A 20,286-nucleotide genomic window follows, 5' to 3' on the forward strand; every position below is an offset into this window, starting at 1 on the left:
AGATTATAACAATACCTTAATTTTAGCACAAACTGATCAACAATGAACATAGGTCTTGTACTTTCAGGTGGCGGTGTTAGGGGAATAGCGCATATAGGAGCCTTAAGGGCCTTGAAAGAAATAGATGTAACACCCAGTCATGTGGCCGGAACCAGTGCGGGCGCCATCATAGGGGCCTTGTATGCCGCAGGTATCGCTTGGGAAGAGATTCTGGATTTTATCAAGACCGTAGAACTGTTCAGCCTTAAAAAATATGCCATGGGCAAACCTGGTTTTGTAGATACCGAAAAGTTCTATGACCGATTTAAGGAGCTATTGCCCAACGACAACTTTGAAGCCCTAAAAAAACCGCTCTACATAACGGCTACCAATATGCTTACAGGTAACCTTAATGTATTTAACCAAGGTGAATTAATACGCCCGATACTAGCTTCAGCGGCTTTCCCAGGAGTCTTTGCTCCGGTAAAAATTGAGGATGGCTATTATTCCGATGGCGGTATTTTAAACAATTTTCCATCCGATCTTATAAAAGAACAATGCGACCAGTTGATAGGGGTCTATGTAAATCCGTTCGAAAAACTGAAGATCGCAGACCTAAAACATTCCTATACCATTATGGAACGGGCTTACAAAATTCGTATGTCAAAAGATTCCTTGGAAAAATTCCAAGATTGCGATGTGGTTATTTCCCCAAAAGACCTTACCAATTATAGCACGTTCTCCCTAAAGGATATAGATAGTATTTTCCATCTGGGCTATAAGGCCTCGTTAACGGTATTAAAAAAATGGAAACAGGATAAAAAAAAGCCCATTCATGAAGCCGAGCTAGAGGCCATGAACGGGTTTCCCCTTACAACGAGCACTAAAAATACCTCGATGTAGCGGAAAGGTATTCGGTTATTTTTTGACTTGAATGTACGAAAGCTACTTTAAGGTAGTTCACCAGAACTTAGAACATTGATGACTTCCTACTCCTTTTCTTGGCAATACCCCAGAAATGTTACGCAATGCACTCCCTTGCCCATCATTGTAGCGTCTAAAGGAGAATGGTTGGTTCACTAAAAATACCCCCAAGTCAAACCTATTACATGGACGCATTTCGGTTTAAGCGAGAGGGTATTATAGTATAGTACGCTAGGCTATCTCTACCTTTTTTGGAGGTATTTTTTTAGCCTCTTCTTTTTTTCCCAGTGTAAAGCTCAAGATGCCATTTTTGTACTTGGCAGCTACATCTTCGTCCTTAACGCTTTTCGGTAATTGCAGGGAACGTTGAAAAGAACTGTAACTAAATTCCCTACGGGTAAAGTTGTCGTCCTTTTCTTCTTCCGAATGCTCTTTTTTAGCACTAATGTTCAGACTTCCTTCATCAATAGTGACCTCAAAATCTTCTTTGGAGAAACCGGGCGCTGCCAGTTCTATCTCAAAACGATCATCCTTTTCCTTAACGTTCAAGGCGGGTTCGGCTGATTTTCCGTTCCAGAAATTCTGGGGTAGCATACTCTTGGTCCATCTATTCTCAAAGAAATTATCCATATCAAGAAAGTCTTGGTTTATAAGATTTCCAAAAGGTGTGCGTCTAAATTTTACAAGTGACATAATAGTATGATTTTAGATTAAACAATTGTTTCGATACTTATATCAAAAATACAATAGCACAAAACCTTGCGGAATGACCTACATCAGTACATTCACCTTTTTGCCGTAAATAACCTGTTTTTTTTGGATTTTCCGGTGTAAAGACCGCATCATGTTTTAAGTACGTTCAAGGAGATGTGAACAACCGTTTAACTATATAACTGGACAACCGTTAATATTCCCAATGCGGAATAGGGAGAATGCGTTCAAATTCGGTACAACTACCTTGAAATAGCACGCCTTTTTGCAGTATTCTTTCAAATTGTTCTTTTGTGGGCCTTATCAAGATCTGGGTTTCCCTATCATTGATTTTTGACACTGAATTTATAGGGACAATGGAGTCCAATGCCTCCAGATTCTCCGGCAGGTCCGCCCTCGCTATTTTTAGTATACCCTTACCGGTTTGGGATGCCACGGAAACGGCCCAAGCACCTTCGTCCAATTTTGTACTAAGGACCAAGTGTCCTTTAAAATCTTTTAAGACCTGTTTAGGACCCAATGCAAAAATAGTATCCCTTATTATAAGTTGGGAAACAATGGTGTCCCCCTTTTCCTCGGCCGGGAAGTCTGCCTCCCATTCCGTTATGAACAATCTTCCGTTGCTTAGGTACAGGTCGTTGCTGGAATCTACCTCGGCCTTAGTGAGTTTTACCAAGAGTTCCTTTCTTTTTATAAAGGCCTTGTCATCGATAAAAAGGGAAGCACTATCTGCCGGACACCAAAAAATACCTCTATAGGCATCTGGAATTTCGGATAGGGATTCCACATTCACCGGTTGCGCCTCGTTAAAGACAACAGCGGGTTGACAAGAGTCAAAAATAACTACTCCCGTTACAAAAATTAGACATTTTACATACTTCATATAGGTTTGGGTTTTATGGTTTTGCCCTGTAGTTCGTTTATTTTATTCTTTCTATTACTTGATCAAATCTGCTATCCATGCAGGCACTGATATCGGTTGTCATAAATTTTCCATTTAAAAACAAACTGAAAATGGTTGCAGGACTCGGAGCTTGTTGCGCTTCTTCAATTGTTCTCAATTTAATGACCTTCGATGGCAATTTTCTCTTCCGAGCGGTTTCGGCTATGGAATCCTTTGCATGAAATTCTGCAAATGGACATCTATTGGAATAGTACACTACGATTCCATTTTTATCGGGACATTCACCACTTTTTACATAAGCATTGAATTTAGGTGTAACTGCCTTTGGATGCACCTTTTTTACTAACAGACTAAATCCACTTAGCGTTCTTTCTACCTCCTCGAAACCTTGTTTTAAGAGCCATTTTGTATCGCTCATAAAGTGAAATTTTTTAGTTCCCGAAACGGTTACTAATCCGTCTTTACCTTGTTTTTTTGCATCTTCGACCGCAGTTTTCAAAAGTGCTTTTCCATAGCCCTTTTTTTTGTATTTACCGGAAACCCAAAAACATTTAATATTCAAAAAATTTGGTGCGCTAATAGGAATCCAAGCATTTTCTGCCGGGCCATACTCCACAAAAACCTTTGCCCGTTGATCAATTCGCCTAAAAACATAGCCATTATCAAATTCTTTTGTTAACCAGTCCTTTTTTGCCTGATAACCGCTAGCACATTTCTTATCGGATATGGCACAGCAAATATGTTCCGAAACTATGTTATCTTTATGTAGTTGGATAAACTCTTCCATTTTTTACCCTAGTTCTCAAGTACCCATACTTTACTATTCCGTTGCTACTAATATCGGTACAAGGCGTTTATTTTAGAATATGGGTCGGGCATTTCATCCTTTTCCAAAAGATAAACCGTACCACCGTTCAAAAATGTTTCCATGGCGGCCATGTTCAGCAGCGAAACACTAGATGGCAGCGGCAGCTCATCTACCCGAACATGTCTTTTTTCCGGATTATAAACACCCCAAATATCGGCCCGGTTTTCAAGGAACAAGGCCTCTACTCTACCTGCTATGGCCTCCGCAAGTACGTGGTCCAGATCGGAAGCCGTTCTCCCACTTCCTTGATGTTCCTTAAATTGGCTTATTTTATCCTTTCGGTCTTGGTCGAACATCGGGGCCATTTTGGCCCATGCCATTTCATGTAACTCAAATTTATCCCGCTCCGATGGCGTCTGATCAATAAAATCGTCCAACAGATACGTATAGGTATTCTCTTTCTTATAGATCGGGAACATCACTTCTTGTGTAACCAGCAACAGAGGTGCAATTTCACCGCGCAGGACTGCCCTGATACCTTTGTCAACCGCCCTAAAAAATTGACCCAACTCCGACTTACGGTCATTATCGGCCTCTGCATGACCATGGTAAAAAGCTCTACCGTGGGCGTCTGCACCGCTTTTGTACTGTAAGCTCTTAGGTTCGTAGTCATAACCCACTTCCTCTTTCATTTCCGAGGGCACCAAGTCTTCGATATCTATGTCGGTAATAGTGTGGCGCGTCATCCCATAAAGCTTTACGTACTTCTTTTCCAGACCCAGCACAAAGAATTTGCCATCGCCCGTGAACATGGGCATCAAGGGTTTTAGATAGAAGTTGTTTCCCACAAAATTAAAGGCCTCAAAATGGACCGGAAGCGTAAACACCTTAAAAAACTCATCGGTACGGAAAATGGCAAGTCCGTCTGATTGGTGCCTCCAAAAAGCGGTATTGTCCAAAAGTTCCTGTATGGGGGCAAGTAGTGCTTTTATGTTCCTTGGGGCCATTTTTTCTTTTACCAATTTATTTTTCACATCTTTTAGTTGGTTCTTTAGTTCAAGTACGTCCTTTCGCTCAAAAACTTCTTCTCCTACCCTATGCGTGGGTATGTAAATTGATATGCAACTCTCCCCGTGAATAGCGTTCAGTTCTCCAATTTCCTTTTTTGTGATCAATGCCATGTCCTACTTAGATTTAAAATTAGCTAGTTCCGAAGGTATTGGAGCTTTAGCTAATTTGAAATGACCTAGGTCAGTTATACCAATTTAAGTTTTGAATGTCGTATTGAAAATTTGAATTATTTTTTTTCTCAGTTTAGGAATGAAATCTAAGCATAGCATTAGCTATGGTTCTATTTTATGACGACAAATGAGTAAAAAAGAAACTTGTTTTATGCGACATCTAGAATTTAAATTGGTATTGTAGCAATCTTTAGGCTTAAAAATGCTTCAAAGCCCAAAAGTAAACTACCCCGGGGCAAGCCCACGAGGCATTAAATAGGAAAATGATTTTTAATTTCGAGGCAAGCCTAGGAGTATCAAAGCCTTTGGCGGTGGCAATGAAAAGAACAGTGACACTTGTTTGCGCTACATGACATAGGTCATATTTTATTAGCTGCCATGGGTTTATCTTTAACATGTTAACCTTAAAACCAGAACTCCTATGCAGCACATCTTAATTCCTACCGATTTTTCAGAAAATGCCTGGAACGCCCTTGAATATGGGATTAGATTTTACCAGAAAATAGAGTGTACCTTTTATCTTGTGCATATAAACCCTATTCCCGGGTACTCGGGGGCAGGTACCGGTCTCAAAAAAGCATCAGGAAAACTCGCGGATTCCCTTTTGGAAGAAAGTACTAAAGATTTGAAGGCCTTAATCGAACGTGTAAAGGAGCTACCGATAAAAACCAAGCATACCTTTGTACCCTTAGCTTTCTACAGCTATTTTACCGATACCATTAAAAACATCGTGGAGCAAAAGAACATTGACCTTATCATTATGGGGACCAAGGGTGCATCGGGTCTTAAAAAAGTGACCATGGGAAGCAATACCGGAGATGTAATGACCAAGGTAAAATGTCCCTTGATGGCCATCCCCGAAAATGCCGTATACGAACGTCCAAAAGAAATAGCGTTCCCAACGGATTTTAAGCTAGGTGCAGACCTAAAAGTATTGGACAAGGTTGCCGAGCTAACCACCATGAACAATGCTGCCTTGCGGATAATGAATATCTTGGATACTGGCGAAACCCTAACAAAAGAGCAAGAAAGCAACAAGGATTTTCTAAAAAAGTATCTTGTTGACATAGACCACAGTTTTCATACCCTTACGAACACAAAACTGGATAGTGCAGTACAGTGCTTTACCGAAAGCAGGGATATCGATTTGATCGCCATGGTGGCAAAAAACCAGAATTTCTTTCAACGGATTCTTTTTCGGCCGGCGGTAGAGCAAATTAGCTACCACACCAAGGTACCTTTCTTGGTGCTACACGAGTAACTCAGAAATAAAAAATCGACCGCTTTTAAAGAACCTATTACCGGCCCTTACCGCTTTTATATGAAGCGACTTAGGGTCGGTTTATTTATGCGAGATCTGGGTAACAAATCTTACTGTGTCTTAACCTACAGTGAACAAAAAAAGCTTTGCCCACAGAATAATTTAATGGAGTGCATTTATTACCTTAGTAAGCTTTTGGGTAACATCATTGGCCAACTGTTTTAAATCGGCATTTGAAATGGCCATCATAGAGGCTATAGGGTTAACGGCGGCAACTTCGATCTTTCCTTTTCCTTTCTCCTGTACAACAAGGTTACAAGGCAGCATGGTTCCTACTTTATCCTCGGTTTTTAGGGCACTATGCGCGTATTCGGGATTGCAGGCACCTAGAATGGTATATTTTCTAAAATCTATGCTCAACTTAGTATTGAAGGTGTTCTTAATATCGATTTCCGTGAGCACACCAAAACCTTCTTTTTTAAGTTCACTTTTTACGGTCTTGATGACTTCATCAAAAGTTCCATGTACCGTTTTACTGATATAGTATTGCATAATTTACTTCTTAATACTTCATTAAAAATTGTGTGTTCAGTAAGGGGATAAGTGCATATTTACTATTTAAATAATCCTTAAATACAACCACACCCAACAAGGAGGACTAAATTTGTACAGTTCTTGTGCTACCTAACAGGGTTATCAACCTTAGTTAAACTATCCATTTCTTTGCGGAACCGGAGAATCATCAAACTATCCGTTTGATCTAAAATACTATCCCGCATCATCTTCCAGTTCGTGCTGTTCATCCTGTTGGTATAGTCCATTATTTTATCAAACCTTGTCATATTAAAACGATTGGCCTCCCAAGCAACAGTTGTACTTTCCTCATGCTTTACATCCTGTAAATAGATTCCTGTCACAAAACCGAAAATGACCAGCAGGCCAATTAAAATGCAACGTTTCGTTATTCCTAATATCATTTTTAGCTGAAATAAAATTAAACCCAATACGCATAATTAAAACGCTTATAAAGGCTATTTAACAAGCTGGGTGACGATACCACCATCTACCAAAATATCGCTCCCGGTAATAAAACTGGCATCGGCACTTAATAAAAACTTTACCACATTTGCAATATCATCTGGTGTGCCGTTTCTGCCTAGTGGCGTCATTTCCTTCATTTGCGACATACGCTCCGGATGTTCTTCTGCTGCCTTCACCGCCATAGGTGTCATAATTACACCTGGGGAAACGGTTACGATACGTGCCCCTTTTTGTCCAAATCGCATGGCATTGTCCTTACACAATAAATGCACCCCCCGTTTTGCAAAATTGTACATTATATCCGCATCTCCGTTTACAAAACCGGCCAGTTTATCAAATGAACTTTCTTGTTGGGGCTTTTTAAGGGCTTCGTCATAGTCGGGGTTTGGCCCTACGGTATGCCCCATAATGGAAGCGAATAAAATAAGGACGGATTCCTTGGTGGCAGCTTCGTAGAACGCATTCACAATAATATCGGTACCAACCAGATCTATCCTAAATACATTTTTGGGATCCTGTCCACTGCCGCTTACACCGGCGGTATGCACAAGGCCTGCAAACGGACCCTGCGCAAGAGCATACTCCCTTAACCTTCTTACCTCTTCCTTTTTCGTAATATCACAGGCGTGGCCAACGGCATCATAACCTTGCGCTATCAGGCGCTCGGTAACCTTCTTTACCTGTTCTTGGGAATAATCGGTTATCACCAGCTTATAGGTTTTAAGGGCTTTGGCACATGCACTTCCTATTCCTCCCGCAGCGCCGGTAATAACAAGTACTTTTTTAATCCTTGTCGACATAATCATATAATTTCCAATTACAAACCTATACTTATTCCACGCTATTTAAAATGACCAATATCAGTTTACATTAAAATGGAACACCATGTAACGAAAAGCACTGTTCGCCTATATGCACTTTTAAGGTGTAGCGCACATTTTTAGCATGCCTATGTAGATAAGGCACTATAATGTGTACTGCCAAAAGCAGCACTATTTTTAAACAACTGGCCAAACCGGTTAAGCTAGCTTCGGATTATATGAAAAAACAAAAAGTGGGTATGTCAAAGTAAATTAAACCGCTAAATTTGCAATTCCAAAAATATCTTATGAGCAAAGCTGTTTATATTGCCACTACGGAGCCCAATAGTGGAAAATCGATCATATCCCTCGGACTCATGCAATTGCTCTTGGGCAAGGCTGCCAAAGTATCCTATTTTAGACCCATTATAGATGATTTTGAACCCGGCGAGATAGATAACCATATCAACACCATTTCTTCCTATTTTAATTTGGATGTGCCCTTTTCCGATTCCTATGCCTTTACCAGAAGTGAAGTAATCCGTATGAAGAACGATGATCAGGACGATGAAATAATCGGTAAGATCATTACCAAGTACAAGGCGGTAGAGGAACGATCGGATTTTGTACTGGTAGAGGGTACTAATTTTACGGGAGAGGGCGCCATTATCGAATTCGACATCAATATCGTCATCGCGAAAAATTTAGGTATTCCTGCTATAATTCTTGCAAGCGGTGTAGATAAAACAATGGACGGTCTCGTTGGAAATCTCCAAATAGCCTATGATAGCTTTGATGATAAGGGTGTACAGGTATTGGCAGCCATTGCCAATAAAGTACAGAGCCAGAACATGGCGGACGTTACTCGGGAACTCAAAAAACAGCTTCCAAAAACGGTAATGGTCGCGGCTATTCCTTTGAATCCGATACTTGCGAATCCGTCGGTAAAAGAGATTACCGAAACCTTGCGAGGACAAGTGCTTTTCGGAGAAAAATATATCAACAACAGAGTGGATGGCTTTAGTGTAGGTGCCATGCAGTTGCGCAACTATTTGACGCATATTAAAGAAAATGGTTTGGTGATTACGCCTGGTGACCGTGCGGATATCATCTTAGGCGCCCTGCAAGCTAATATTTCGGCCAACTATCCTTCTATTTCAGGAATCGTTCTCACCGGCGGATTAATCCCCGAAGAAGCAATAACCAAACTTATAGAAGGCCTATCCGATGTTGTTCCCATAATTTCGGTAGAAGGCGGCACCTTTGCCATGGCCAACAGAATTGGAGCCATTAAATCGCAGATGTACGCAGAAAACACCGAAAAAATTAAAACAGCGATAAGTGATTTTGAAACCTATGTTCCTACAGAAGGCCTGGCAGAGCGTTTGATTACGTTCAAAGCCAATGGCATAACCCCCAGAATGTTCCAATACAACCTATTGAAACGCGCCAAACAACATAAAAAACATATTGTGCTACCAGAAGGAGCGGACGAACGTATCTTGCGGGCAGCCAAACAGTTAATTGAAGTAAATGCCGTAGAACTAACCTTATTGGGCAATAAGGAGCAGATATCCGGAATACTGTCAAAATTGGATATTAATCTGGATTTGGATACAGTGCATATTGTAGAACCGGCGAAATCCCCAAACTTTGAGGATTACGCCACTACCCTGTACGAATTGCGAAAACACAAGAACGTGGACCTTACCATGGCAAAAGATCTAATGACGGACGTCTCGTATTTCGGCACTATGATGGTATACAAAGGACATGCGGACGGAATGGTTTCGGGTGCCATACATACCACACAGCATACTATTCTGCCCGCATTACAGTTTGTGAAAACAAGACCAGAGGTTTCCTTGGTCTCTTCGGTGTTTTTTATGTGTCTGCCAGATCGGGTTACGGTTTTTGGCGACTGTGCCATTAATCCCAATCCTACTGCGGAACAACTGGCAGAAATTGCTATTTCCTCTGCGGATACCAGTACCGCTTTTGGTATAGAGCCACGTATTGCCATGTTGTCCTATTCCTCGGGTGCCTCAGGTATCGGTGAGGATGTGGAGCGTGTGCGAAAAGCAACGGATATGGTAAAACAAAAACGACCCGACCTAAAAATCGAAGGCCCCATCCAATATGATGCAGCGGTAGATTTAAAAGTGGGCATGAGCAAATTACCGGATTCCCAAGTAGCAGGTAGGGCTACGGTATTCATTTTCCCAGATTTAAACACGGGAAACAATACCTACAAAGCAGTGCAACGGGAAACCGGAGCCTTGGCCATTGGCCCCATGTTGCAAGGGTTGAATAAGCCCGTAAACGATTTAAGCCGTGGCTGTACCGTAGATGATATTTTTAATACCGTAGTAATTACGGCCATACAGGCGGAGGGGTTTTAGATAGTTGGTCGTCGGTAGACTGTGGTTTGAAGTAGTAGTTGGCAGCTGTTGTATTTTAGTGATGAGTGATGAGTAATTAGTAATGAGTAATTAGTGATGAGTAATTAGTGATGAGTAAATTAGAAAAAAGTATCCGTTGAATATGATCGGAAAAAAACAAACGGTTACTATCAGTAGTCATTTTTTACCCTTTTTTATTGCCAATTGATTTCTCACTAACCCCTACCCACTAAAGACTACCCACTATCGATACGGTAATCGAATAACTCAATAACATAATAACGCAATAACCAAGTAACGCAATAACTCAATAACATAATAACGCAATAACCAAGTAACACAATAACCCAGTAACGCAATAACTCAATAACATAATAACCTAATAACCCAGTAACCCAGTAACCCAGTAACGTATCAACCAAACAACCATGAACATCCTCATCATAAACGCCGGAAGCTCCTCGATCAAATTTCAACTGATACAAATGCCCTTGGAAAAGGTGGTCTGTTCCGGATTGGTAGAACGTATAGGTTCCGATGAAGCGGTTTTTAACTATACATCCGATAGCGAAGAAATTGATGAAACAGGTTTCATTAGCACACATAAAATAGGTCTCGAAAAAATAGCATCGGTATTGATGCACCCTGAAAAAGGGGTCCTGAAAAACAGGTCGGATATTCACGCAGTAGGACACCGCGTAGTGCATGGTGGCGATTCCTTTGCCGCCACCACCTTGATTACCGAGGCGGTTAAGAAAGAAATCCAAGAATATGCTACTTTGGCCCCGTTGCATAATCCGCACAATTTAGAAGGCATTACCATTGCAGAGCAGTTATTTCCCCGTGCCAAACAAATTGCCGTATTTGATACGGCCTTTCATCAGACCATGCCTACAAAAGCCCGCAAATATGCCATACCAAATGCGCTGTTTGAGTCTCATGGCATACAGGTTTACGGATTTCATGGTACTAGCCATAAATATGTAACCGAAAAGGCCATTGGCTACCTCAACAATCGAGAATCTAAAATCCTGAGTATTCACTTGGGAAATGGTTGCAGTATTACGGCCGTAGTCAACGGAAAAAGTATGGATCACAGTCTGGGTTTTGCTCCTGGAAACGGACTCATCATGGGTTCCCGTAGCGGGGATATAGACCATGCGGTTATTTTTCACTTGGTAAACACCCTTGGTTATTCCTTAAACGATGTAAATACCTTGCTTACCAAAAAAAGTGGCATGCTAGGCCTAACCGGGTATAGTGACCTTAGGGATATACAGACAGAGGCGGCAAATGGAAACACTGCCTGCCAACTTGCCCTAGAAATGAACGCCTACCGAATTAAAAAATACATTGGTGCCTACACGGCTGCCATGAACGGATTGGATGCTATAGTTTTTACCGCAGGTATTGGCGAAAATTCCAACATTCTCAGGAAAATGGTGTGTGCCGATATGGATTTTTTTGGTATTACTTTGGATGATAGTAAAAATGAAAAACGATCCAGTCTAATACGGGAGATCAATACAACTGACGCAAAAGTTAAAGTTTTGGTGATTCCCACCAACGAGGAACTGGAGATTGCAAAGCAGGCTTTTGAGGTTTGTGGGTAATTTTTCTCCCTAACCGTAACCAAACACATAAGGTTTCCAAACTAAAATTTATATTTGTAACACAACCAATTGCAATTACTTCTTTCTAATGGATAATTGAAATGGTACAGTTTAGCGCACTTTGAACATTGCCTTAGGTATATAATAGGATGATTCATCAAACATTTGAACCAAATCCCGATCTAGCACCACTTATCAAATGCTATTGGACCTTGGAGATTCCAAAAGAGGATGCACCTACAAAAAATACGATTGTACCGGATGGCTGTATGAAAATGATTTTTCACTATAGGGACCCCTATAACCATTATGATGAAAAGGACACAAGCATAGAACTGCCAAAAAGTTTTGTCATTGGTCAACTCACCCGTCCTTATATTGTGGAGCCTACAGGAGAAACGGGTACTTTTTTCGTTTGTTTTCACCCAAATGGCTTTTTACCCTTTGCTACGTTTCCCATTAAAGAAATGGAAAATACCGCTGTTCCCTTAGAAAAATTGTTTCGCAAAGATGGACATGTGCTGCAAGATGCTATTTTAAACGCCAGCTCCACCAAGGAAAGAATAGAGATAATAGAGGATTTTTTAAGTAAACGTCTACGAAACACCAAAACAGTAGATAACATCGTAAAATCTACGATCGAAACCATTTTAACCGGTAATGGACAACTTTCCGTTACCGAGCTTTCCCAACAAAACCAAGTGAACCGTAGGCAATTGGTCCGTAAATTTTCATCGGATATTGGTTTAAGCCCAAAACAATTGTCCAAAACCATACGACTACAGGCCACCCTAAAAATGTTACTTACCAAAGACGTTAAAAGTCTCACCGATTTGGCTTACGAAAACGAGTATTTCGACCAAGCCCATTTTATCAGGGAATTTAAAGAATTTACGGGTCTAACACCCAAAGAGTTTTACGGAGACAATTTAAAAATGTCCTTGATTTTTGATAGTGCCAAATAGGCTTGTCCCATTTTTACAATTTTAGGTTGCTAACAGATTGCATCTTTGTGGCTCACTTAAAATACCTAACAAATGAAAAATGTAAATCCTGTTAACTGGTTCGATATTCATGTAGCCGACCTAGACCGAGCAAAAAAATTCTATGAAACTGTATTCAACATTCAAATGGTCGATTTTCCAATTGAATGGGGAAAACAATCCGCATTTCCGGCAGACCATAAAGGCTTAAACATCACTGGTGCCCTAGTAGAAAATAAGGACATGGCAAGCAAGGGCAACAATACAGTGGTCTATTTTGAATCCGAAGATTGCGTAACCGAAGAAGCTAGAGTAACAGCAGCTGGGGGTAAGGTGATCCGGCCAAAAATGTCTATTGGCGAGTTTGGCTTTGTAGCGATGCTAATGGATACCGAAGGCAATACGATAGGCCTTCATTCCCGCAACTAATTCCCTTTAGTTCCTTATACGGATTCAAATACTTGACTTTTTAATTCTTTATCGGAAAGTCAAGTATTTCAATAGCCTTTTGAGAGTATTGCTTAAGGAGCAAATCGGCTATTCTTCTATTTATTCTTCGTTTCCAATTGAAAAAATACTTGAACCTTTATTTTAAATGGAACAGCTAAACACTTAATCTAGTAACGAATAACAACTTTTAAACTATGGCGTACGACAGTAAACTTGTAGACAGGTTACGAGAATATCTTGCCAAGGTACCTGTCTTGGAAGTGCAAGAAAAAGAAATGTTCGGGGTTTTAAATTTTATGGTGCATGGCAAAACCTGTATTTGTGTTAGCGGAGAAAAGTTAATGCTACGTTTCAACCCTGAACTCCAAGACAAGCTAGCAGAAAAATACGGCTACGAAACCATGCTTATGAGAGGCAAAACATACAAAGGCTATTGTTACATGCATCCAGAAGGGTTTAAAAAAAGAATAGACTTTGAATATTATGTGAACCTATGTCTAGATTTTAATAAAATAGCGAAATCTTCAAAGAAAAAGTAATTGGAAAAACGAAATGCTTACCCGTGCTAGTGCCATCACCAAACGTGGTATTGACGTTGGTTCGGAAATTAAACCGGATACCGACGTGTTAGCCATTTGGTTTGATGCGGTTGAAGAAGGCGCATCCAAACGCTTGCGCATTACCGAAATACCTTGGTATTACCCCAAGGTTGGTTTTTAACCAACTCCTCCATTCCCGCAGTCATCTGTTAAACCGAAGACAGACGCACCTCCTTACGTTTTTGTAAACGAACGGCCGGATGCCATTGATGTCTTTATTAAAGCGCAGCGGAAATAAATAATATGCGCAACGTTTAGGGATATAAACTTAAAATACCCGTACGTAATTGTTGATAGAATGTGGAAAACCCAAACTGGTAATAGGTTTATGCTGTTTCTTAATCTGCGAACTTTGCTAGACAACCATACAATGAATTTGAAATGCCACTTACCTAAGGGTTGGCTAGAAGGTTAAAACAGAATTAAATATTAATGAATAAAGAAAGAGCAACCACATATAGCTTATTAGCACATATAAGAAATACTGGAACTTTAGCAAAAGGACCAATAGATATTTTTATTCCTCTTGTAAAAAGGGCTTTATCATATATGAATTCGAATGGCGTACATAAAGGGAAAAGTATCCTAGAAATAAAAACTATAACCGATGAACTTTACGGATTAGATTTCCCTGTTCCTGCTCTAAAGAAAGTATTAGATGCAATTTGCATTGAGATAAATGACGATGAAATCACACGTTTTGTACTACATAAAGACCTTTCATTTAGTATCAATGAATATACTTTTGATGAATTCGATGATGTTTTGGAAGCACAAGGAAGGGATATTGAAGAAGTAGAACAGTTTTTTGAGCAGTTTTGCAAAAATTCAGACCTTGATATAAAAAATAGCGAGTCAATATTTAAGTTTATCGAAAAAAATAAATTTAATCTTTCTAAATACATTTCTCACAATCAAAATGTCAATGGAGAGGATTATACCGCTGAAGCACAGTTTATACGCTTTTTCAAACGTATCCCAGCAGTTTACGAAAAAATAAAAAACATTTATTTAGGCTCAATTATATCTGGTTATATTGAATATACACCAGCTGAAACCAAACGTGAGGTAAAGCTTCTATTAGATACCAATTTTATCGTTGGCTTATTAGATTTAAATACTCCAGAATCCACACATACTTGCAGAACCTTATTAAAAATTGCACAGCAACAAAATTATAAGGTTGTAGTTCTTATTGATACAATAGATGAGACAACCAATTTACTTGAAAAAAAGGCAGAGTATTTTGATAAGTCGTTTTTACAAAAAAAAGTAAACACTGAAGATGTTTATAACGCCTGCGAAAGAAGAAATCTGACTAAAACAGATCTGGAAAGAATTGCAGATAATGTTGAAACTTCACTAAAGGAATTTGGAATATTAACTATCCCTTATACAGAAAAATTAAAAAGTGAAGCAAAATTCACAGATGACTTTAAAACGCTGCAGAAATATAGGTCAGCTAAAATAGCTGCATTACACGATGCAATGGCAATTCTATTCATCAAAAAAGAACGTAAAAATAAACGTATTCGAGATTTCGATAAGGTTAATGCGTGGTTTGTAAATAACACAGCTACATTGGAAAGCGAAAACTTTCATTTACGAAAAGGGTATCAACCAGAAACTATTAAAGCAGATGATTTACTGAATATTCTTTGGTTGAGTAATCCACAAATAACGAATTCTATTAATGGTGGCGATTTAGCCGAAATTGGTCTTACCTCAACAATCGCTCTGACTTTAAGTCAGAATCTACCAAAAGCAAAAATTTTGAGAGAACTAGATGACAATATTCATAAATATGCTGAAAAAACAATCAGCGATGAAGATATTATTAGAGTTGCAACTAGGATTACAAATAAACAACTTAAAGATATTGAATCATTAAATTTACTTGCAGAGCAAAATAGAGAGGAATTTATTAAACGTTTAGAGGATGAAGCCAAAAAGCAAAAAGAAATAGAAGACGCAAGAATAAAAAATCTGGAAAAAGTGTTCAATAATTTATCTGTAAGAACGGATAATTTAGAAAAAAGTAAGAAAGAATATGACCAAAAAAGTAAGTCAATTGATTTTATAATAGACGAGAAAAGCTATGAAAATGATAAATTAAAAAGTGAATTACTAAAAGAAAAAAATGAGTCAAGAAGAATAAAACGAGAAGCCTGGATTGATAATGAAGTAGGAAAATGGAGAAGAAAAAGTTGGATTTTGTTTTTTATAAGCCTTGCTTCTTTTATTTGTATAGCACTTTATCTACTTTACAAAGCAAATTGGAATATCAGTGGTGCTATTCAGAGATTTCAGAATTGGCAAGCTGATTTTATTATTGGCAATGTATTATCAATATTTTCATTTCTATTTATAGCTATCGTCTTGTATTTAATAAAAGACAAATATTGGAATCATAGCAACATAAAGAGCTATAAGTCTGAATTAAAAATACCGAATGAATTAAAGGAGTTAAAAAAATCTCAGTAGCTAGTCCAGTAAACAACAGTAAACTGAATTACCCACTATGAACTTATGACCCCCGCTGGCGCCAGTTTGCAACTGGTTCCCACAACAGCAAGCCAACCACAACCATCAAGTACTTCTTAAACGGTATGCTTAGAACATCGTATGCAACTTACTCAGTACACCATTCCTTACAAACAAGTGGTAGCGGCCATTCTTGACTTTTCTAGTCTTTAATATTCAACTATCCACAAAAACCCGCTAGCTACGCTAGCGCCAGTTTGCAGCCGCTGCCCCCGCTGGCACTAGTTTGTAACTAGTGCCCAAAATAGTAAGCCAACCACAACGCTCAAGCAATCCTTAAACAGTAAACTTAAAATACAATATGCAACGACATTGTTATACCACTCGTTACAAACGAGCGGTAGCGCACATTAGAAAAGAAACTTGTCCAAAGTATTCGAACATCCAAAAACACAACCCAACTACAATTCGTAATTAACACTCATTATTGTACTTTTGCAACCTTGCTATGACTACATGATCAATTACGAAGAAAATTTAGAGGTAAAGGGCGCTCGCGTGCACAACCTAAAGAATATAGATGTTACCATCCCTAGGGAAAAACTAGTGGTGATTACGGGCTTGTCCGGCAGTGGAAAATCTTCCTTGGCCTTTGATACCATTTACGCCGAGGGTCAACGGAGGTACATAGAAACCTTTTCGGCCTACGCCAGACAGTTTTTAGGCGGTCTGGAACGACCGGATGTGGATAAAATCGATGGACTTTCACCTGTTATCGCCATTGAACAGAAAACAACGTCCAAATCGCCACGGTCCACCGTAGGTACCATTACCGAGATTTACGATTTCCTACGCTTGCTTTTTGCCCGTGCCGGAGACGCGCACAGTTACAATACCGGCGAGAAAATGGTAAGCTATAACGATGAGCAGATAAAGGAGCTCATCATTGCATCTTACCGCGGTAAGAAAATTAACGTACTTGCGCCTATCATAAAATCCAGAAAAGGCCACTACCGGGAACTTTTTGAGCAAATCGCCAAGCAAGGCTTTGTGAAGGTTCGTATAGATGGCGAGGTCAAGGATATTGTAAAGGGCATGAAAGTGGACCGTTACAAGACCCACGATATAGAAATCGTTATAGATCGACTAAAAATCGTAGAAACGGAAGACTTGCACAAGCGTATTTCGGAAACGATAAATACGGCCATGTACAGTGGAGACAACGTGTTGATGATTCTAGAAGAAGGCACGTCGGAACCAAGATATTTTAGTAGGGATTTGATGTGTCCTACCACGGGCATCTCCTACCCCGTTCCCGAACCCAATACTTTTTCCTTTAACTCGCCTAAGGGTATGTGCAGCCATTGCAGTGGTTTGGGACATGTATACGAGGTTAACGAACTAAAGATATTTCCCAATAAAAAACTATCGATTAAAGGCGGAGGCATAGCTCCTTTGGGTGAATACAAGAAATCATGGGCTTTTAAGCAAATTGAGACCATAGCGCAACGTTACAACTTTGAATTAACGGATACCATTGATAAAATTCCAGCCGAAGCCATGTCGGTATTGTTGTATGGTGGAGTTGAAAGTTTTGAAGTGGATTCAAAGGCACTTGGTGTAAAGCGAACCTATAAAATCGATTACGAAGGTATCTCCAATTTCATTAGGAGTCAGTTTGAGGCGGCAGAGTCTACCTCCATAAAAAGATGGGCCAAGGAGTACATGGACAAAATCACCTGTCCCACCTGTGATGGCGCCCGATTACGAAAGGAATCCCTGAATTTTAAAATAGACAATAAGAACATTGCCGAAGTCGCCCATCTGGATATTTCGGAACTGGCGGAGTTTTTTGAAACATTGGAGCAAAAACTGGAAGGCAATCAATTGAAGATCGCCGGGGAAATCGTTAAGGAAATCCGTACCCGTATCCGCTTCCTTTTGGACGTGGGGCTGGATTATTTGTCGTTGAACAGAAGTTCAAAATCCCTCTCCGGTGGCGAAGCACAACGTATTCGATTGGCGACCCAAATAGGTTCGCAGCTGGTAGGTGTTCTGTATATCTTGGACGAACCCAGTATAGGTTTGCACCAACGGGATAATGCAAGACTCATAAAATCCTTGGAATCCCTAAGGGATATTGGAAACTCCGTAATTGTCGTTGAGCATGATAAGGATATGATCCTATGTGCGGACCACGTAATAGATATAGGCCCCAAAGCGGGCAAACATGGTGGGGAAATCATTTCCGAGGGTACTCCGAACGAATTAAAAAATCACCACACCCTAACTGCGGATTATATAACAGGTGTGAAAGAAATTGCAGTTCCCAAAACACGAAGAAAGGGCAATGGAAAAAAAATAGTACTTTCCGGTTGTACCGGAAATAATCTAAAGAATATAAAGGTAGAGTTTCCACTGGGTAAAATGATCGGGGTTACCGGTGTTTCCGGTAGTGGTAAATCTACCCTCATCAACGAGACCCTCTACCCTATCATGAACGCCCATTATTTTAATGGCGTTAAAAAACCAATGCCGTACAAGAAGATTACCGGTTTGGAACACATAGATAAGGTAATCGACATTAACCAATCGCCCATAGGTCGTACGCCACGCTCCAATCCGGCAACCTACACCGGGGTATTTAGCGAAATACGTTCGTTATTCACCAAAACCCCCGAGGCAGCTATTCGAGGCTACAAACCCGGCCGTTTTAGCTTTAATGTGAAAGGCGGTAGATGTGAAACCTGTCAAGGTGGTGGTTTACGCGTTATAGAAATGAATTTTCTTCCCGATGTTTATGTAGAATGTGAAACCTGCAACGGAAAACGTTTTAACCGGGAAACCTTGGAGATTCGCTACAAAGGCAAGTCCATTGCCGATGTGCTCGAAATGACCATCGACGAAGCGGTCGCCTTTTTTGAATTGATCCCTAAAATTCATCGGAAGTTAAAGACGATACAAGATGTGGGGCTGGGCTATATTTCTCTGGGCCAACAGTCTACCACCTTATCGGGCGGAGAAGCACAACGTATAAAACTGGCCACAGAACTATCTAAACGGGATACCGGCAATACTTTTTATATCTTGGACGAACCCACAACAGGACTTCATTTTGAAGATATTCGGGTTTTAATGGAAGTTTTGAACAAATTGGCGGACAAAGGAAATACGGTCTTGGTCATTGAGCATAATCTTGACGTGATAAAACTGGCGGACTATGTTATAGACATCGGTTATGAAGGTGGCCGATCGGGTGGCCAATTGGTGGCCAAAGGAACCCCAGAACAGATTTGTAAGGACAAAAAAAGCCACACGGCAGAATTTTTGAGAAAAGAAATGAATATTAAATAGTACCCCTGGCCCTATTTTTGGTTAGGCACGGATAGATAAACAATATGAGATCAGAAAAACATCATAAAGGTTGGAACGAAATAAAGACCAACGATTCTTGGGCCCTTTTTAAGATTATGGGCGAATTCGTCAATGGTTTTGAAAAGATGAGCAAGATAGGCCCATGTATATCCGTGTTCGGTTCTGCGCGGACCAAAGAGGATGCCAAATATTATCAATTGGCGGTAGAGATATCCAAAAGTATTGCCGAAGCGGGTTACGGCGTAATCACAGGTGGTGGCCCGGGTATTATGGAAGCGGGAAATAGAGGGGCGAATTTAGCCGGGGGAACATCGGTAGGCCTTAATATAGACCTTCCATTTGAACAACATGACAATCCCTACATAGATGATGACAAGAGCTTGGATTTTGATTATTTCTTTGTAAGAAAGGTCATGTTCGTCAAATATAGCCAAGGTTTTGTGGTCATGCCAGGTGGTTTTGGCACTTTGGACGAGTTGTTTGAAGCGATTACCTTGATACAGACCCATAAAATCGGAAAATTCCCTATTATTCTAGTGGGAAGTGAATTTTGGACCGGTCTGTTGGATTGGATCAAGAATATTATGTTGAAAGAAGGTACCATAAGCCCAGAAGACCTAGACTTGATCAAGGTAGTGGATACGCCCGAAGAGGTCGTAGAAATTATAGATTCGTTCTACAAAGGACATACCTTGAGTCCTAACTTTTAAC

General features: G+C 40.1%; 18 protein-coding genes. 11 read left to right on the top strand and 7 right to left on the bottom strand.

Features of this window, described 5'->3' with window-relative positions:
- Positions 1-42 precede the first annotated feature (42 nt).
- Positions 43-882, top strand: coding sequence for a patatin-like phospholipase family protein (locus tag ACFQZJ_RS07655; protein WP_379933585.1), 840 nt, complete (start codon positions 43-45; stop codon positions 880-882).
- A gap of 252 nt (positions 883-1,134) precedes the next feature.
- Here ACFQZJ_RS07655 and ACFQZJ_RS07660 read toward each other — a convergent pair whose 3' ends face one another.
- From ACFQZJ_RS07660 to ACFQZJ_RS07675, 4 genes are all read right to left on the bottom strand, one after another.
- Positions 1,135-1,596: an Hsp20/alpha crystallin family protein gene (locus ACFQZJ_RS07660; protein ID WP_379933586.1), complete on the bottom strand. Its 462-nt coding sequence runs from the start codon at positions 1,594-1,596 to the stop codon at positions 1,135-1,137.
- 211 nt (positions 1,597-1,807) lie between these two features.
- A complete protein-coding gene (locus ACFQZJ_RS07665) occupies positions 1,808-2,497 on the bottom strand; it encodes a hypothetical protein (protein ID WP_379933588.1) in 690 nt (229 codons plus the stop codon).
- A gap of 37 nt (positions 2,498-2,534) precedes the next feature.
- A complete protein-coding gene (locus tag ACFQZJ_RS07670; RefSeq protein ID WP_379933589.1) occupies positions 2,535-3,305 on the bottom strand; it encodes a GNAT family N-acetyltransferase in 771 nt (256 codons plus the stop codon).
- A 47-nt stretch (positions 3,306-3,352) separates the two neighbouring features.
- Positions 3,353-4,507: a baeRF7 domain-containing protein gene (locus tag ACFQZJ_RS07675; protein WP_379933591.1), complete on the bottom strand. Its 1,155-nt coding sequence runs from the start codon at positions 4,505-4,507 to the stop codon at positions 3,353-3,355.
- A gap of 481 nt (positions 4,508-4,988) precedes the next feature.
- On the opposite strand from ACFQZJ_RS07675, the gene ACFQZJ_RS07680 reads away from it, so the two are divergent.
- Positions 4,989-5,828 carry a universal stress protein gene (locus tag ACFQZJ_RS07680; RefSeq protein WP_379933592.1) on the top strand — a complete coding sequence of 280 codons (840 nt, stop codon included), beginning with the start codon at positions 4,989-4,991 and terminating at the stop codon, positions 5,826-5,828.
- 162 nt (positions 5,829-5,990) lie between these two features.
- Here ACFQZJ_RS07680 and ACFQZJ_RS07685 read toward each other — a convergent pair whose 3' ends face one another.
- The 3 genes from ACFQZJ_RS07685 to ACFQZJ_RS07695 form a co-directional block, all read right to left on the bottom strand.
- Entirely contained in the window at positions 5,991-6,380 is a 390-nt protein-coding gene (locus tag ACFQZJ_RS07685) for a DUF302 domain-containing protein (protein ID WP_379933594.1), read from the bottom strand.
- A 128-nt stretch (positions 6,381-6,508) separates the two neighbouring features.
- The gene (locus ACFQZJ_RS07690; RefSeq protein ID WP_379933596.1) at positions 6,509-6,805 is read right to left on the bottom strand and encodes a hypothetical protein; all 297 of its coding nucleotides are present in this window, start codon (positions 6,803-6,805) and stop codon (positions 6,509-6,511) included.
- A gap of 54 nt (positions 6,806-6,859) precedes the next feature.
- Positions 6,860-7,669, bottom strand: coding sequence for an SDR family oxidoreductase (locus ACFQZJ_RS07695; RefSeq protein ID WP_379933598.1), 810 nt, complete (start codon positions 7,667-7,669; stop codon positions 6,860-6,862).
- A gap of 308 nt (positions 7,670-7,977) precedes the next feature.
- On the opposite strand from ACFQZJ_RS07695, the gene pta reads away from it, so the two are divergent.
- The 9 genes from pta (at position 7,978) to ACFQZJ_RS07740 (ending at position 20,285) form a co-directional block, all read left to right on the top strand.
- Entirely contained in the window at positions 7,978-10,071 is a 2,094-nt protein-coding gene (gene pta / locus ACFQZJ_RS07700; RefSeq protein ID WP_379933599.1) for a phosphate acetyltransferase, read from the top strand.
- 428 nt (positions 10,072-10,499) lie between these two features.
- Positions 10,500-11,684, top strand: a complete 1,185-nt coding sequence (locus tag ACFQZJ_RS07705; RefSeq protein WP_379933600.1) for an acetate/propionate family kinase — start codon at positions 10,500-10,502, stop codon at positions 11,682-11,684.
- 149 nt (positions 11,685-11,833) lie between these two features.
- The gene (locus ACFQZJ_RS07710; RefSeq protein ID WP_379933602.1) at positions 11,834-12,649 is read left to right on the top strand and encodes a DUF6597 domain-containing transcriptional factor; all 816 of its coding nucleotides are present in this window, start codon (positions 11,834-11,836) and stop codon (positions 12,647-12,649) included.
- A 72-nt stretch (positions 12,650-12,721) separates the two neighbouring features.
- The gene (locus tag ACFQZJ_RS07715) at positions 12,722-13,096 is read left to right on the top strand and encodes a VOC family protein (RefSeq protein WP_379933604.1); all 375 of its coding nucleotides are present in this window, start codon (positions 12,722-12,724) and stop codon (positions 13,094-13,096) included.
- A gap of 215 nt (positions 13,097-13,311) precedes the next feature.
- Entirely contained in the window at positions 13,312-13,656 is a 345-nt protein-coding gene (locus tag ACFQZJ_RS07720; RefSeq protein WP_379933606.1) for a TfoX/Sxy family protein, read from the top strand.
- A 13-nt stretch (positions 13,657-13,669) separates the two neighbouring features.
- The gene (locus ACFQZJ_RS07725) at positions 13,670-13,837 is read left to right on the top strand and encodes a hypothetical protein (RefSeq protein ID WP_379933608.1); all 168 of its coding nucleotides are present in this window, start codon (positions 13,670-13,672) and stop codon (positions 13,835-13,837) included.
- Positions 13,838-14,148: 311 nt separating this feature from the next.
- Positions 14,149-16,200 (top strand): hypothetical protein, encoded by a 2,052-nt coding sequence (locus ACFQZJ_RS07730; RefSeq protein WP_379933610.1) that lies wholly within the window; start codon positions 14,149-14,151, stop codon positions 16,198-16,200.
- 516 nt (positions 16,201-16,716) lie between these two features.
- Positions 16,717-19,554, top strand: a complete 2,838-nt coding sequence (uvrA, locus tag ACFQZJ_RS07735; RefSeq protein ID WP_379933612.1) for an excinuclease ABC subunit UvrA — start codon at positions 16,717-16,719, stop codon at positions 19,552-19,554.
- Between the two features lie 44 nt (positions 19,555-19,598).
- On the top strand, positions 19,599-20,285 hold the full coding sequence (locus ACFQZJ_RS07740; RefSeq protein ID WP_379933614.1) for an LOG family protein: 687 nt from the start codon (positions 19,599-19,601) through the stop codon (positions 20,283-20,285).
- Position 20,286 lies beyond the last annotated feature (1 nt).

Source organism: Maribacter chungangensis (assembly GCF_042676845.1).
Taxonomy (GTDB): domain Bacteria; phylum Bacteroidota; class Bacteroidia; order Flavobacteriales; family Flavobacteriaceae; genus Maribacter; species Maribacter chungangensis.

What these genes read in the sequence shown, in the direction of transcription:
- ACFQZJ_RS07655 (WP_379933585.1), top strand. Translation starts at nt 43, where the DNA reads ATGAACATAGGTCTTGTACTTTCAGGTGGCGGTGTTAGGGGAATAGCG.
- ACFQZJ_RS07660 (WP_379933586.1), bottom strand. Translation starts at nt 1,596, where the DNA reads ATGTCACTTGTAAAATTTAGACGCACACCTTTTGGAAATCTTATAAAC.
- ACFQZJ_RS07665 (WP_379933588.1), bottom strand. Translation starts at nt 2,497, where the DNA reads ATGAAGTATGTAAAATGTCTAATTTTTGTAACGGGAGTAGTTATTTTT.
- ACFQZJ_RS07670 (WP_379933589.1), bottom strand. Translation starts at nt 3,305, where the DNA reads ATGGAAGAGTTTATCCAACTACATAAAGATAACATAGTTTCGGAACAT.
- ACFQZJ_RS07675 (WP_379933591.1), bottom strand. Translation starts at nt 4,507, where the DNA reads ATGGCATTGATCACAAAAAAGGAAATTGGAGAACTGAACGCTATTCAC.
- ACFQZJ_RS07680 (WP_379933592.1), top strand. Translation starts at nt 4,989, where the DNA reads ATGCAGCACATCTTAATTCCTACCGATTTTTCAGAAAATGCCTGGAAC.
- ACFQZJ_RS07685 (WP_379933594.1), bottom strand. Translation starts at nt 6,380, where the DNA reads ATGCAATACTATATCAGTAAAACGGTACATGGAACTTTTGATGAAGTC.
- ACFQZJ_RS07690 (WP_379933596.1), bottom strand. Translation starts at nt 6,805, where the DNA reads ATGATATTAGGAATAACGAAACGTTGCATTTTAATTGGCCTGCTGGTC.
- ACFQZJ_RS07695 (WP_379933598.1), bottom strand. Translation starts at nt 7,669, where the DNA reads ATGTCGACAAGGATTAAAAAAGTACTTGTTATTACCGGCGCTGCGGGA.
- pta (WP_379933599.1), top strand. Translation starts at nt 7,978, where the DNA reads ATGAGCAAAGCTGTTTATATTGCCACTACGGAGCCCAATAGTGGAAAA.
- ACFQZJ_RS07705 (WP_379933600.1), top strand. Translation starts at nt 10,500, where the DNA reads ATGAACATCCTCATCATAAACGCCGGAAGCTCCTCGATCAAATTTCAA.
- ACFQZJ_RS07710 (WP_379933602.1), top strand. Translation starts at nt 11,834, where the DNA reads ATGATTCATCAAACATTTGAACCAAATCCCGATCTAGCACCACTTATC.
- ACFQZJ_RS07715 (WP_379933604.1), top strand. Translation starts at nt 12,722, where the DNA reads ATGAAAAATGTAAATCCTGTTAACTGGTTCGATATTCATGTAGCCGAC.
- ACFQZJ_RS07720 (WP_379933606.1), top strand. Translation starts at nt 13,312, where the DNA reads ATGGCGTACGACAGTAAACTTGTAGACAGGTTACGAGAATATCTTGCC.
- ACFQZJ_RS07725 (WP_379933608.1), top strand. Translation starts at nt 13,670, where the DNA reads ATGCTTACCCGTGCTAGTGCCATCACCAAACGTGGTATTGACGTTGGT.
- ACFQZJ_RS07730 (WP_379933610.1), top strand. Translation starts at nt 14,149, where the DNA reads ATGAATAAAGAAAGAGCAACCACATATAGCTTATTAGCACATATAAGA.
- uvrA (WP_379933612.1), top strand. Translation starts at nt 16,717, where the DNA reads ATGATCAATTACGAAGAAAATTTAGAGGTAAAGGGCGCTCGCGTGCAC.
- ACFQZJ_RS07740 (WP_379933614.1), top strand. Translation starts at nt 19,599, where the DNA reads ATGAGATCAGAAAAACATCATAAAGGTTGGAACGAAATAAAGACCAAC.